Raw genomic sequence first — 13,937 nt, forward strand, 5'->3', positions numbered from 1 at the left:
CAAAAAGAAGCGGGGCGTCAGCTAGCGGACCGAGTCGCACCAAACGGGAAGCGTCAGCCACCCTGTTAGGCATTCATTGGGATCCTCGCAGCCGGGAAGCGACAGCAGCGTCGCTAGCATCGCCCGCGTCCGACGATCATCTACCGCAGCCAAGTCCGCCGACGGGCGACCCTGGCCTGAGGAAGGAACCTGAGGCATCGAGTTCTACAGCAGGCCGGAGCAGGCCCAGGAGCCAGCTCTTGGTAGGGATAATTTCTCAACTCGAGTACCGGGGCCGTTTGTCCGGGTTCTGAGCCTTCCGAGCTCGCAGAATCAACCGCAAATGCAGATTACTTGCCCAGATTGCCAGTGGGCCGATAATAATAAGTACCGGAACAGCGACTCTGCCGAACGGCGCCCTTGCTGCACTTACCCCGCAGCTAGGCCGCGGGTGGGGAGTCTGGCCTATCTATTCTCACTGAGCTCGCCCCTTTGCATCTGACCCCCGCAACCTCTGACTTCGCACGTCAAGCAACTCGATTGGCCTTCGTAGCTCTGTTCGCGGCCTCCCTGCTCTCAGGCTCGGCCTGCCATGGCTTCAAAGACGAAATCGGGTACCTGACGTTGCTTGCCGAGTACGAAGGCACACTGCCTGATGGGTCGGGTGTGCCGGTCTCGATGGTGGAGGCCGACGCCGACAACAACGCCGCCAATTCTGCTCACCTGTACCTCCCCGACTCGGCGAACTCTTTCCTATCGGGACAGACCATCACCAACGGCAGCAGCGTCACTTCCCCCGAGATCTCGGACCACGCGACCAATCAGGCGCGGAACTTCTTTGGTTCAAGCCGGAGCGTCGCGTTTGGGGTCACACAGGTGACGGTCTACGAGGCCAACGACTACCTCGATTCAATCCTCAACCGAGGCAACACAAATCCAACCACGGGCCCGCCCGACGCGCCGACTTACAAGGTGCAGAACCATAGCTGGGTGGGCTCGTACGAATCGTCTTCCAACAACATCGACTTGTTGAACCGATTCGACTACCTCGTCGACACCTACGACGTCATCGCCCCCGTTGGGCTCAACAACCTCCGCAGCCCGCCCGACTACGTCGAACTATTCGGCCAGAGCTACAACGGCATCGCCGTGGGCCGCTCCGACGGCAGCCACACCGGCGGCCTCACTCCGCTCAGCAGCGGCAACTATTCATCCGGCCGGGTCAAGCCCGACATTGTCTCGTCACCAACCTCGACCAGCGCGGCCACGGCCTCGGTCAGCTCGGTCGCCGCGATGCTCTACCAGTCGGCGACCGACACGGCCAACTTCGCCAACGCCGACTCTGACGCCGCCCGCAGTGAGCCCATGAAGGCGATCCTGATGGCGGGCGCCACCAAGGACGAGTTCCCCGGCTGGGAGAACTCCTCGCCGACTCAGCCGCTCGACCTCGTTTACGGGGCAGGCGAGCTGAACGTCCGCAACAGCTTCTACATCCAGCAGGGCGGGCAGTTTGACGGCGCGGCCACAGCTGGCGGGACCCAGGCCGCCGACTACGGCTGGGACTACGGCGATATCGCTCAAGGAGACAGCCTGTTCTACGACCTCAGCGTCCCCGACTACCACTCCAATGGCGAGCTGTCGGTTGTGCTTGCGTGGAATATCGAGGTCACCGACGGGTCGGCCCTCGTATCCCGCTGGGTGCCCAAGGCCGAGCCGCTCGCCAACCTCGACCTCAAGGTTTGGGACTCGACCGGCGCCCCGCTCGACTTCGAGCTCGCCACCAGCGTCAGCACGGTCGACAACGTCGAGCACGTCTACCTGACCGGCCTAGCGGCGGGCGACTACACCATCGAGGTCCTCGGGGCCTCGGGGGGCCGTGACTTCGGCCTTGCCTGGCGGCTCGACTACGACACCCCTTACCGCATCACCGGCGACTACAACCTGGACGGCATTGTCGACGCCGGCGACTACACGATGTGGCGGGACACCCTCAACTCCACAACCAACCTCGCCGCCGACGGCGACCTCAACGGGGTGGTTGATGAGGGCGATTACGCCATCTGGCTGGCCGCGTTCGGATCCATTCCGACCCCGCCGATTGTCTCGCTGCCGGCCGCCGCGGCCGCGGTCGGGGCCCCGGAGCCGTCGTCGCTGGCCCTGCTGGCGGGCCTGACCGCGCTGGCTTGCCGACGCCGGCGCCGCTAGCGGCCGGCCCACCTTCGCGGCGCGGCCCAATCCGCCTTGACGCACCGGCCTTGTCTGAAGACGATCCCCGGCGGTACCCGCACACCGACCGCAAGGAATAGTCATGGATGGCGCCCCCGCCCGGCCCCGGCCGCACCTCACTATCGGCATCGCGCTGGCGTTGCTGACCGCCGCCAGCGTGGCCCCCGCCGCCGAGACTCCGTCGGTCACGTTCGGCCGCCGACCGACCCCCAGCGGCGAGCAGCTCGATCAGACCACCGAGGTCGGGCTGACGCTGAAGACTCAGATCCGCAAGCAGCGGGAGGTCCTCGAGAAGCAGCAGAGCGAGGTGGTCCGGACCCGCCGCCGCGTGCTCGAACCGGTGCTGGTCGAGGACGGCGTCACGACCGCCGCGTACGTGCGGTACCTGCAGAGCAGCGCCCGCCACAACGACTCCCCACCGCAGACGGACCCGATCGCCGGGAAGTCGTACTACTGCCGCCGCATCGGCGACGCCATCCAGGTCCTCACCCGCGACGGCGCCGAGCCGCCGGTCGAAGAGAAGAAGCTGGTCGCCGAGAACATGGAGCCCCTCGGCAAGCCGAACCCGCTGGCCGACTACCTGGCCGGCAAGACGGTCTCTGTTGGCGACAAGCTGGCCCTGCCGGTGGACGTCGCCCAGCGGCTGCTCGGGCTGGGCGGAACGCTTGGCGAGGTCACGAAATTTGAACTCACCCTCACCACGCTAGCCGAACAAGACGGCCAGCCCTGCGCTGTGTTCCAGGCCGACATCGAGGCCCAGCGGACCGACGGGTCGCAGATGAGGCTGCTGATCGGCGGTCCCATGACCATCGAGGCGGCCACCTGCCGCGCGGTGTCGTCGGAGTTATCGGGCCCGATCGGCATGAGCCACTCGCTGAACGACCCACGGGGACGGCTGCAGCTCGACTCGACGGGCCGCGTGAAGGTCCGGGTGAGCAGCCGACCGGCGTCGGAGGGGGCGGCCCGCTAGCGGCCCCGCCGGCTTCGCGCTACTCGCCGGCCGGCGCCGCGTCGTCCGACGAAGAGGTCACCAGACCGCCGCGGTACGGCTCGGCGCCCGGCTTGATGAGCATGTCGCCGTAGCGGGTGGGCTGATCCGCGAGGGCGTGGCGGTGGCGGACCAGTTCGAGCACCGCCAGGAACGTGGCGACCAGCGTCGACTTGTGGACCGCGGTCGGGAAGAGCGACGTGAAGTACACCTCCCGCTCGGCCTCCAGCCGCTTGTAGATGCGGCCCATGTAGACGTGCACCGGGGTCTCGTCGTAGCGGATGCTGGTGGTCTCGGGCGGAGCGAGGTTGTCGCGCATCACGCGGCCGAAGGCGCTCACCAGGTCCCACAGCTCAACGGCCTCGAGCGGCTGCTCGGCGGGGTCGGTGCGTCGCTCGGGCGTGTCGCGGGCCAGGCGGCTGAAGCGGAGCCGCTGCTCGGCGTCGCAGGCCTCGAGCAGGGCGGCGGCGTCGCGGTACTGCTTGAACTCGAGCAGCCGCTGCACGAGGTCCTCGTGGGGGTCCTCGATCTCTTGCTCGACCTCTTCGTGCTGCGGCAGCACTATCCGGCTCTTGAGCTCGATCAGGTGGGCGGCGAGCTCGATGTAGTCGCCGATCTCGTCCAGGTCGAGCTGCTCGAGCAACGCCACGAAGTCGAGGAACTGCTGCGTGATCGATGCGAGCGGCAGCTCGGCTACCTCGAGTTCCTCTTTACGCACGAGGTACAGCAACAGGTCCAGCGGACCGTGGTACGTGTCGAGGTGGATGCGGAGGTCGGAGGTCATCGGCAGCGGGTCGGGGCAGGGGATCGGAACCGACTCTAACAACTGGCGGCCCAACCGGGGAGACGAGTTGCTGCTGACCAGAAACGAAAACGGCCAGGCGCTGGGCGCCTGGCCGTGGGGTTCGTTCGGTGCTAGCTGCTAGGCAGCGGTTCCGATGCCGCCAATTCGTCTACTCGTCGTTGGCCGGCGGCTGAGGCGCCTCGGGAGCTTCCGGGGCTTCGGGCGCCTCTGGGGCATCGGCGTCCGTGTCGGCGTCGGCATCAGCTTCCGGCGCCGCGGGGGCCTCGGGGACGCTTGGCAGCGTCGAGGGCTCCTCGTCGCCGGGCGAGGCCGCGGCGGTCGGGGACGACTCGTAAACGACTCCGCCGCCGCAACCACAGTCGCTGGTCGCGGCAGCAGCCGCGCCGCAACCGCAGGGAGTGGCTTCTCCGCAGCCGCACGGGGTGGCAGCTTCGCAACCACACGGGGCCGCCTGCTCGCAACCGCACGGCTCGGCGGCTGCTTCGCAACCACAGGGCTCAGGCGCTGTTTCGCAGCCACACGGCTCGGGGGCCGCTTCGCAGCCGCAGGGCTCAGGCGCGGCTTCGCAGCAGCTCGGCGCAGGCTCGCAGCAGCTCGGAGCAGGCTTGCAGGACTTCAGCTTGCAGCGGAGCTTGGAAAACAAGCCAGCGTTGGCCGACTCGGCGCTGCCCAGCAGCAGGCCGAAGGCCAGCAAGGCGAGCGAGACATTCTTGAGAATCTTCGTCATTGGGGAGGTTCCTTGTTCGCGGGGATTCGCCGCCCGACCTTTCGAGGCCGGACGCTCGAGCACGCTAGCTAGCAAACCTTGCGCCAGCATCCCAAGTTCGCAGCAACAAAAACGAAGAGCATGGTCACCCGCCTTGGCGACCATGCTCCTGTTTATCTCAAACACTCAAAGCAGCCAGCTCAAAGACTAGCAACCGCACGGGGCGGGGCAGCAAGGAGCGGGGCAGCAGCGGGCAGCGCGACGAGCGGCGCACTTGGCCTTGATGCGGTCCAGCAGGCTCGGCTTCTTGCAGCAGGGATCGCAAGGATCACAGCAAGGAGCGGGCTCGCAGCAGGTCGGGGCCGGCTCGCAGCACGGGGCGGGCTCTTCGCAGCAAGGAGCGGGAGCGGGCTCGCAGCAAGGAGCCGGAGCAGCCTCGCAGCACGGGGCGGCTTCTTCGCAGCAAGGAGCGGCTTCTTCGCAGCAGGCCTTCTTGCAGCACAGCTTCGACAGCAGGCCGGCGTCAGCGCTCGAGGCGCTCATCACGATCATGGCCGCAGCGGCCAACGCAAAAAACTTCGCAAACTTCATCGCTAGTGTCCTCCGTAAGGGCAACTAAAAAACGCATCAGGGCGTCAACAAGACTGCCCAGGAACTTGCTCGGTATACAACGGACGCCAGGCGGCAGGCCTGCGGCCGGATGGGATGGCAACTTCGCTCAGAATTAGCGGGGGCGGGTCAAAAACACACGGCGAACGGCGGCTTTGCCGATCACGCAAAATAGGCAGCTTGGACTACCTTTCGCGGAAGCTTACCACCGAGAAGCTGGGTGTCAACGGGCCGCCGCCCCGTTGCGGGTAGATTTCCTGCCCGTCGGCCCGGCCCTAAACGCAAAAACCCCTCGGAAATCCAAGGGGTTATTCGCGTGAAGTCACGATTATGACGCCGCCAGCTCGGCGGCGTGGCCGCGGACTACTGGACAAGATAGCCCGGTTGTCCGTTGGCGGTCCGCGGGGCCGCCGACGACGACTCCTGGGCCGGCGGGATCTGCGGAGCGGGGGTGTCCACGTAGCGGTCACCCGAGGGGGGCTTGGGGGCCGCGGGCGCGGCTGGGGCGGCTGGGCTCTCGAAGTTGACGATCTGCGGCTCCTCGGTATCGCCGCCCTGCCAGGCGACTCCGTACACCAGCCACTCGCCGCCCACCTGGCGGAGCACGCAGAGCAGCTCGGAGGGGCCATCGCCCGGCGTGGCGCCCTGGCTGACAAAGCACTGCACGGCCGCTTCGCCGCTGCCGTCCTGCTTTACTTCGCCCATTTCGAGCTTGGCCGCCGCGGCGCCCCACTCGAAACGCTTGTCCTGAGCCTGCAGGTTCTGGATCGCCTCGGGGGTCAGCCGCTGCGTGGCGCGGGCGATATCGTTGGCGAACACCGCGTCCATAAAGTCGTAGGCCGCCGCCGCGATTGGGTTCTCGGTCGGGGCACCCGACTTGGCCGCGGCCGTAGCGGGAGCCGCGGCAGTAGAGGCCTGGGGGGAGGGGGCGTCGCCACCGGAGCATCCCAGTGAGAGCGACAACAAGGCGGATGCCAGCGACAGCTTACGGATCGACATGGGCTCGACCTGCTAGTCCTGCGTGAACGGGGCGGGGAATGGGAATAGGACGATCAGCGGGCGGAGTCTGTCAGACCTGCCGAAGTGGGTCAATGTCAGCCCACCGAGCGTTGTTCTCGGCAGCGGTGCATGCTCTGATAGGGCCTCGCCGTTCGCGTCGCCCCGGCGGCCGACCGGCGTTCTAACCTTCTGCTGCCCCTAACCGGCCCGCGTCCATGGACCCGCTGCGTACTGCTATCGCCCTGGTGCCGCTCGCCTCGTACCTGCTGCTGCTGGGGCTGGTGAACCTCCGCGGCCGCCCGCTGGTGACCACCGGCGCCAACGACCTGGCGACCCTCTGCGTCGCTTTGTCGGGGGTGGTATTTGTCGGGCCGCTCGAGCTGTTCCGGCCCGAGCCCGCCACCATCAAGCTCGGCGCGTACGTCTGGCTGCTGCTGCTGGGGCTGTACTGGTTGTGCGTCTCGCTGGCGGCGATGATCCTCCGCCCGCGGCTGACGATCTACAACATCACGCTCGAGCAGCTCCGGCCGGCGGTCGCCGAGGCGGTCTCGCAGGTCGACCCCGACGCCCGCTGGGCGGGCGACAGCCTGGTGCTGCCGCGGCTGCAGGTGCAGCTGCACCTCGACTCGTTCGCGTCGATGCGGCACGCCTCGCTCGTTTCGAGCGGCGGCAACCAGAGCCTCGAGGGGTGGTGGCGGCTGAAGCGGGCCCTAATCCGGTCGCTGCAGGACCTGTCGGTCGGCCCCAACCCGCGGAGCGTCACGTTCCTGACCGGCGCCCTCGTGCTGTTCGGCCTGTCAGTCGCCGGGCTGGTCGCGGCGCCAGAGCAGGTCGCCCAGGCGTGGGCGTCGCTGACGAGCTTCTAGCGAGGCCTCCCGCCCGCCGCCCGGCCCGTGGGTTCGCCCACCCGGAACCGGACGCGGTAGGCCGAGTACCCCGCGGCGAGCTTGTCTCCGTAAATCAGCTCGAGCTCTTGCCGCAACGCGGCGGCGTCCGCAAACCCGTCGCGCAGGGCGTCCTGGTCGGTGAGCTCCTCCAGGCGGACCTCCGCGACCTCGGTCACCTCGATTGGCCCGATCCCCGGGATGTAGCTCTGCTGCCCGGCACGCATCCGGCGGTGGCTCCAGAGGCGGATGGTCTGGGTCTTCCGCCCGGCGCGGATCGGTTCGAGGAACTTTTTCTTGAAGAGGAGCATACGAGCCGTATTTTACGCAGGAAAAATTTCCTAAGCAGCCCAGGTTAAGGACCTCTTGCAGCTTTGCCGATACGGCATATAATTCAGGGTCCCGTGAGGGTGCTAAGGCTCCCTACAGGGTAGATGCGGCTGTAGCTCAGTTGGTAGAGCATCACGTTGCCAACGTGATTGTCGTCGGTTCGAATCCGATCAGCCGCTCTTGTAACGCGTCGCTTAAAAGGCGCCACTAGTTACGAAGCGTCCGACCCAGGCCGGGTCGGCGCCAACCGGTTCGGCCCGCGGACTCAGCTGAGAGGACGCGGGCTGTTTATTTTTCAGGGCATATTTTATTCTCACGGCTGAGATTCGGTGGCCGGGAACCCCGTCGGCCCCGAACACGCTGCACATTAAACGGCGTCCCGCAGTTCAGCGGGCGCGACCTTGTGGCAGGCGGTGGAATCGCAAGCGTCGGTTTGGCAGGCGGAGGGCGCGGTCCCGTTGGGGACGCGTCGCCCAAGCAGCAGCCAAGCCGCCGTGTTCCAAACCACGCCACAACATACAGACGCATCTGAGGGAAAGCTGAGATGGCCGAGACCGACGAAACCCGTGACGACGAAGAAACCACCGACGTGGCCGTGCAGGAGCCCACAGCGGAGGCCTCTGACGAGGATCAGCCGCTCGACCTGAAGGTCGATATCGAGAAGCCCAGCGCGTGCGAGCGCCACGTGTCGGTCACCGTCTCGCGGGCCGACATCGACCGCTACCTCGACGACGCCTACAGCGCCATGATGCCCAACGCGGCGGTCCCCGGCTTCCGCGCCGGCCGCGCCCCGCGCAAGCTGGTCGAGCAGCGGTTCAAGACCGAGGTGGTCGACCAGGTGAAGGGCTCGCTCCTGATGGACAGCCTCACCCAGATCAGCAAAGAGGGCTCGTTCGCCGCGATCAGCGAGCCGGACCTGAACCTCGAGGCGGTCGAGCTGCCGGACGACGGCCCGCTGACCTTTGAGTTCGACATCGAGGTCCGCCCCGACTTCGACCTCCCCAAGTGGAAGGGCCTGAAGCTCAAGCAGCCGAAGCACGAGTTCACCGACGAGGACATCGACAGCAACCTCAAGCAGACCCTCGGCCGCTACGGCCAGCTGGTCCCGCACGACGGCGCCGCCGCCGAGGACGACTACATCACCGCCAACGTCACCTGCAAGGCGGACGGCAAGGTGGTCTCGGAAGACGAGGAGCTGGTGCTCCGCATCCGCGAGAACCTCAGCTTCACCGACGCCCGCCTCGAGGGCTTCGCCAAGCTGATGACCGGCGCCAAGTCCGGCGAGAAGAAGAACGCCACCGTGACGGTCGGCCCGAACGCCCCCAACGAGGAGCTCCGCGGCAAGGACGTCGAGGTCGAGTTCGAGGTCGTCGAGATCAAGAAGCTCAAGCTCCCCGAGCTGACCGAAGACTTCCTGCAAGAGATCGGCAACTTCGAGTCCGAGGGAGCCCTCCGCGAAGCGGTCAAGCAGAACCTCGAGCGGCAGCTCGAGTACGCCCAGCAGCAGCAGGCGCGCGGACAGATCACCGAGCTGCTCACCGAGTCGGCCACCTGGGACCTGCCACCGGGCCTGCTCAAGCGGCAGAACGCCCGCGAGCTGGAACGGGCCATCATGGAGCTCCGCCGCAGCGGCTTCAGCGAGTCGGAGATCCGCGCCCGCGAGAACACGCTGCGTCAGAACAGCGCCGAGTCGACCGCCAAGGCCCTCAAGGAGCACTTCATCCTCGAGCGGATCGCCGAGGACGAGGGGATCGACGTCGAGGACGGCGACTTCGAGAAGGAGATCTTCTTGATGTCGATGCAGTCCGGCGAGTCGCCGCGTCGGGTCCGGGCGCAGCTCGAGAAGCGCGGCCTGATGGACGTGCTGCGGAACCAGATTGTCGAGCGTAAGGTGATGGAGGCCGTTCAGGCCGAGGCCAACTTCACCGAAGAGCCCTACAACGCCACCAAGGACGACACCGAGGCCGTCCAGCTGGCCGTGGGCGGCCGCGGGGCCGAAATCCCCCAGGCGGTCGACAAGCAGGAAGAAGAGGCCGCGGCCGAAGAGTAGGCCCGACCTACGCAGACCACCCGCCCGGCGCCGCCCGGCGGTTCATGTACACCACGGATGCCGCCCGGCCGGAAGCCGGCCTCGGCGGTTGCTCACAGGAGGAGTCAACATGACCGATCCCCTCGGTTTGCTCACCGGCGTCTCGCAGTGCGGCGGCCCGTCGGGCCAGCTTGGCGGCCAGCCCGGCGGCCAGCACATCGCCCCGCTAGACGCGCACTACTCGCCCGCCCAGGCGGCCCGCGACTACCAGCGCCAGCGGCAGATGACGCTCGGCGACCTGCTGCTCGAGAACCGCGTGATCTTCCTGCAGGGCGAGATCTGGGACGGCAACGCCAACGAGCTGGTGATGAAGCTGCTGTACCTGCAGAGCGAGAACCGCCGCAAGGACATCCACTTCTACATCAACTCGCCCGGCGGCAGCGTCACCTCCACCATGGCGATCTACGACACCATGCAGGTTGTGACCTGCCCGGTAGCGACCTACTGCGTCGGCATGGCCGCGTCGGGCGGCAGCGTCCTGCTGGCCGGCGGCGAGAAGGGCAAACGCTACGCCCTCAAGCACAGCAAGGTCATGATCCACCAGCCGCACGGCGGCGTCGGCGGCCAGATCTCGGACATCGAGATCCAGGCCAACGAGATCGTCAAGACCCGCGAGACCCTCGACCAGCTGCTGGCCGAGCACTGCGGACGCAGCGTCGACGAGCTGATCAAGGCCCGCGACCGCGACTTCTACCTCACCGCGGAAGAGGCCAAGGACTTCGGCGTGGTCGATGAGATCATGGTGAAGCCGCCCGGCGGCGAGGACGACGACGAGTAGCACGAAGGGGAAAGGCGAAAGGGGAATGCCGAAACCCTTCCGCCTCTCCAACCCGGCTTCCCCTTTCGGCATTCCTTTTTGAGCTGTCGGCGCACCAACCGCGTCACGCCGGCTTCAAAACCACGGACGACACAATGCCCCTGATCCCCTACGTCATCGAGAAGAGCGGCCGCGAAGAGCGGGCGATGGACATCTACAGCCGGCTCTTGGCTGATCGGATCATCATGCTCGGCTCGGCCATCAACGACGATGTCGCCAACAACGTCGTGGCCCAGCTGCTGTTCCTGCAGTCCGACGACCCCAAGGCCGACATCCATCTGTACATCAACTCGCCCGGCGGCAGCGTCACGGCCGGCATGGCGATGTACGACACCATGCAGTTCGTGACCTGCGATGTCGCGACCTACTGCCTGGGTCAGTGCGCGAGCATGGGCGCGGTGCTGCTGGCGGCCGGAGCCGCCGGCAAGCGTCACGCGCTGCCCAACAGCCGGATCATGATCCACCAGCCGCTGGCCGGCATGCAGGGCACCGCCGCCGACATCGAGATCCACGCCGCCGAGTACAAGCGGACCAAGGACAAGCTCAACGGCATCCTGGCCCACCACACCGGTCGGACCCTCGAGGAGCTGCAGCGCGACACCGACCGCGACAAGTTCATGTCCGCCGACGAGGCCAAGGAGTACCGGCTGGTCGACAAGGTGATCGAGTCGATGCCGGGCTAACGGCCGGGCGCCAGCGGCGGCGAGTTCTGAAACATCTCATCAGAGCCGCGCCCGATAGGAAGCGGACTCGGTCGCTTCCTAACGGGCGCGGCTCTGTGCTTGTGACACGACCGCGAGAGCCCCCGATGGCCACCGACCCCTTCCCCAAACCGACCCACCCGCTGGTGGTTTCGTACATCGCGATCCGCCGGGCGATCGGCGTCAGCGGCTTGGTGCTGCCGGTCGCGCTCGGGCTGGGGGGCCTGCTGCTGTTCGACGTCCCCATCCAGGACAACCTCAGCAGCTACTACCACACCCCGCTCCGCAACCTGTTTGTCGGCGTGCTGTGCGCGATCGGCGTGTTCCTGTACTGCTACCAGGGGCACGACTGGGTCGAGGACTGGACCGCCAACCTTGGCTCGGCGTCGGCGCTCGGCGTGGCGTTCCTGCCGCTCGACCCCAACAGCGACCCGCTCTACCAGCAGTCGCTGGTCGGCTACCTGCACAGCCTGTGCGGCGGCGTGTTCTTCTCGACGCTCGCCTTCTACTCGCTGTTCCACTTCCCAACCGGCAAGCTCGCCAACGACGAGCGCGAGCCCCACGAGCGGACCCGCGACCTGGCGTACCGCGCCAGCGGCGTGGTGATCCTGCTCTCGATGCTGGCGATGGGCGGCTACCTGTTCCTATTGCGCGGCGAGTGGCGCGAGCTGGCCGACCGCTACAACGCCCTGTTCTGGCTCGAGTCGATCGCCGCCTGGGCGTTCGCCGCCGCCTGGCTGACCAAGGGGCGGGTCATCATTGCCGACTTCGCGATCGAGGTGATGGCGGAAACCCAGAAGCGGCTAAACCTGGGGGAGGGCGACTGAGCGGCCGCGCCGGCATCGAACGTGATCGGCCCCAGCCGAACGACTACAAGCCATGGCTCCCTCCCATCAAGCGGACAACGCCGCGGAACGCCGCTTCCCGATTCGGATCAGTCACCTGCTGCTCCTGAGCGTGTGCTGCGCAGCGGTTGCCGCGGTTCAGAACCTGGCCACCGAGTGGAGCGCCATCCCGGCCGATCAGCGTTGGCTGGTGCAGCTCAATCACCTGTTCCGCACGCTGGGGTTTGGCGCGGCCCTGGCGGGCGCGGCGGCGGCGGTGTCCTACTGGCGGAGCAGGGCATCCGGCTACCGCGCGTCGCCGGGCGCCTGGCTGCTGCTGTGGATTGCCTCCCTCGCACTCGTGCTGGGCGCCACCGATATTGCGGCGGCCGTGCTGGCCGGCGACACGCACCCCTTCTTCGTGTACCAATACCAGCTGGGCGCGCTCCACACCGCCGCCGCCGTGGCGTGCGTTGTCTTCGGCGTGCTGCTCCCTGCGCGGCTCGATTGGAAGCTGCTGCTTTTCCTCCCCGCGATCCCACTGCTGGTCGCGGCGGGCGTCAACTTCTGGGCGGCGCGTCACGCGTGGGCCAACTACGCTGTTCTCGATCTGCTGATGATCGCGACCTACCTCGTCGAGGTCCTGCTGCTCGGGTACGCCTGCGTGCGTGACCAACGCGAGGGCGTCCGGCGTGACTGGCTGCACTGGCTGGGCGTCGTGCTGTTCTGCGGCATCGCGGCGCACGACCTGGCGATCGCCTTGCTACAGTTGTTAGGAGTTCTCAACTAGCTGTGGCGGCAGGCGTCCCACGCCGGGGTGCAACCCGAGCCCTCGCGGCCGGCGCCCACATCGCCGCGGAGGTGATGGCGTTTGTGCCGCAGAAGCGTAGACTGGGGGCAAGCGAGTAGCCACGGTCTTCCCTCTGACGGCCATCAGAAATGCGTATCCCTCGCTATTGGGCAGAATCACGCCGCCAGCGGCGACAGGCGGGGCGGCAGGTCACCGTGCGGCGGTTCGGCTGGTCCGACGAGGGCGTCGAGGGCGCCCAGCGGCACGCGGACCAACGGGCCGAGGTAGCGCTCGACCAGGCCTGGCAGGGCCGCGACGTGCTACGCCGCGAGCCGAAGGTCGCCTACAACGGCGCCGAGGGCGTGCCGATCCGCGAAGAGATTGTCGCCGAGCACGGCTCGACCATCATCACCCGCAACTCGTACGGCGCGCTCTGCCTGAACACGCCCGACGTGCTGTTCGCGGACATCGACTTCCCTACCGGAACGCTAGGCTGCCGGGCAGTCGCCTTGATCGCGCTGGCGGCTGCCGCCGTGCTAATCGGCGCCGCTGCCGCCGACGGCACGACAACCGTTGTTGCGGCGGTGCTGCTGACGCCGTTCGTGGTGGGGGTGACGCTGTGGCTCGCCAGCCTGCTGGTGCGACTCACGCGTCGGGTGCGAGGCGGGCAGCCCGCGATTGCGCTCCGCCGGATCCAGGCGTACGCCGAAAGCCGCCGCGACTGGCAGCTCCGCGTCTACCGCACGCCGGCCGGGCTGCGGGTGCTGGCGATGCACCAGCTGTTTGACCCTACCGATGAGGCCACCCACCAGCTGTTCGCGTCGCTGGGCGTCGACCCCGTGTACGCGTTAATGTGCCGCCGCCAGGCGTGCTTCCGGGCCAGGGTGACCCCGAAGCCGTGGCGGATTGGGTGGGGTGAGTACATTAAGCCCAGGCGCGGCGTGTGGCCAATCGCCGAGGAACGCCTGCCTGCCCGCCGTGCATGGGTCGCTGAGTACGAACAGGCGGCTCGAAACCACGCCGCGTGCGAGTACGTAACGAGCTTCGGAACGGGCCGCACGCATGAGAAGGCTCGCGCCGTGCAAAAGCTGCACGACGAGCTTTGCCGCGCGACTTCGGGACTGCCAACCGCGTAGGAGCGCGGCGCCAACAAAAAAACCCGCGGCTGCCGCCGCGGGCTGCTTAGCACG

13 protein-coding genes and 1 tRNA gene are annotated in these 13,937 nt (G+C 67.2%); 10 read left to right on the forward strand and 4 right to left on the reverse strand.

What is annotated here, in order from left to right:
• The first annotated feature begins 519 nt into the window (after window positions 1-519).
• Both Pla123a_RS17990 and Pla123a_RS17995 read left to right on the forward strand, forming a co-directional pair.
• The gene (locus Pla123a_RS17990) at window positions 520-2,184 is read left to right on the forward strand and encodes a PEP-CTERM sorting domain-containing protein (protein ID WP_146589525.1); all 1,665 of its coding nucleotides are present in this window, start codon (window positions 520-522) and stop codon (window positions 2,182-2,184) included.
• Between the two features lie 103 nt (window positions 2,185-2,287).
• Complete coding sequence (locus Pla123a_RS17995) at window positions 2,288-3,175, forward strand: hypothetical protein (protein WP_146589527.1); 888 nt, start codon at window positions 2,288-2,290, stop codon at window positions 3,173-3,175.
• A 19-nt stretch (window positions 3,176-3,194) separates the two neighbouring features.
• On the opposite strand, the gene Pla123a_RS18000 is transcribed toward Pla123a_RS17995, so the two are convergent.
• From Pla123a_RS18000 to Pla123a_RS18015, 3 genes are all read right to left on the reverse strand, one after another.
• Window positions 3,195-3,977: a segregation and condensation protein A gene (locus Pla123a_RS18000; RefSeq protein WP_231956532.1), complete on the reverse strand. Its 783-nt coding sequence runs from the start codon at window positions 3,975-3,977 to the stop codon at window positions 3,195-3,197.
• 169 nt (window positions 3,978-4,146) lie between these two features.
• Window positions 4,147-4,725 (reverse strand): hypothetical protein, encoded by a 579-nt coding sequence (locus tag Pla123a_RS18005; RefSeq protein WP_146589536.1) that lies wholly within the window; start codon window positions 4,723-4,725, stop codon window positions 4,147-4,149.
• A gap of 951 nt (window positions 4,726-5,676) precedes the next feature.
• Window positions 5,677-6,312 (reverse strand): hypothetical protein, encoded by a 636-nt coding sequence (locus Pla123a_RS18015; RefSeq protein WP_146589538.1) that lies wholly within the window; start codon window positions 6,310-6,312, stop codon window positions 5,677-5,679.
• Window positions 6,313-6,527: 215 nt separating this feature from the next.
• On the opposite strand from Pla123a_RS18015, the gene Pla123a_RS18020 reads away from it, so the two are divergent.
• The gene (locus Pla123a_RS18020; RefSeq protein WP_146589540.1) at window positions 6,528-7,178 is read left to right on the forward strand and encodes a hypothetical protein; all 651 of its coding nucleotides are present in this window, start codon (window positions 6,528-6,530) and stop codon (window positions 7,176-7,178) included.
• Here the strand turns inward: Pla123a_RS18020 and Pla123a_RS18025 are convergent.
• The gene (locus Pla123a_RS18025) at window positions 7,175-7,507 is read right to left on the reverse strand and encodes an ASCH domain-containing protein (protein WP_146589542.1); all 333 of its coding nucleotides are present in this window, start codon (window positions 7,505-7,507) and stop codon (window positions 7,175-7,177) included. The genes Pla123a_RS18020 and Pla123a_RS18025 overlap by 4 nt on opposite strands.
• 125 nt (window positions 7,508-7,632) lie before the next feature.
• Here Pla123a_RS18025 and Pla123a_RS18030 point away from each other — a divergent pair.
• The 7 genes from Pla123a_RS18030 (at window position 7,633) to Pla123a_RS18060 (ending at window position 13,883) form a co-directional block, all read left to right on the forward strand.
• Window positions 7,633-7,705 (forward strand) — tRNA-Gly (locus tag Pla123a_RS18030).
• A 365-nt stretch (window positions 7,706-8,070) separates the two neighbouring features.
• Window positions 8,071-9,576, forward strand: a complete 1,506-nt coding sequence (gene tig / locus Pla123a_RS18035) for a trigger factor (RefSeq protein WP_146589543.1) — start codon at window positions 8,071-8,073, stop codon at window positions 9,574-9,576.
• 109 nt (window positions 9,577-9,685) lie between these two features.
• Window positions 9,686-10,393: a ClpP family protease gene (locus tag Pla123a_RS18040; RefSeq protein WP_146589545.1), complete on the forward strand. Its 708-nt coding sequence runs from the start codon at window positions 9,686-9,688 to the stop codon at window positions 10,391-10,393.
• 134 nt (window positions 10,394-10,527) lie between these two features.
• Complete coding sequence (locus tag Pla123a_RS18045; protein ID WP_146589547.1) at window positions 10,528-11,115, forward strand: ATP-dependent Clp protease proteolytic subunit; 588 nt, start codon at window positions 10,528-10,530, stop codon at window positions 11,113-11,115.
• Between the two features lie 125 nt (window positions 11,116-11,240).
• Complete coding sequence (locus tag Pla123a_RS18050) at window positions 11,241-11,960, forward strand: hypothetical protein (protein ID WP_146589549.1); 720 nt, start codon at window positions 11,241-11,243, stop codon at window positions 11,958-11,960.
• 52 nt (window positions 11,961-12,012) lie between these two features.
• Window positions 12,013-12,747: a hypothetical protein gene (locus Pla123a_RS18055; RefSeq protein ID WP_146589551.1), complete on the forward strand. Its 735-nt coding sequence runs from the start codon at window positions 12,013-12,015 to the stop codon at window positions 12,745-12,747.
• A gap of 149 nt (window positions 12,748-12,896) precedes the next feature.
• A complete protein-coding gene (locus Pla123a_RS18060; protein ID WP_146589553.1) occupies window positions 12,897-13,883 on the forward strand; it encodes a hypothetical protein in 987 nt (328 codons plus the stop codon).
• Window positions 13,884-13,937 lie beyond the last annotated feature (54 nt).

The organism is Posidoniimonas polymericola, assembly GCF_007859935.1.
In the GTDB taxonomy this organism is placed as follows: domain Bacteria; phylum Planctomycetota; class Planctomycetia; order Pirellulales; family Lacipirellulaceae; genus Posidoniimonas; species Posidoniimonas polymericola.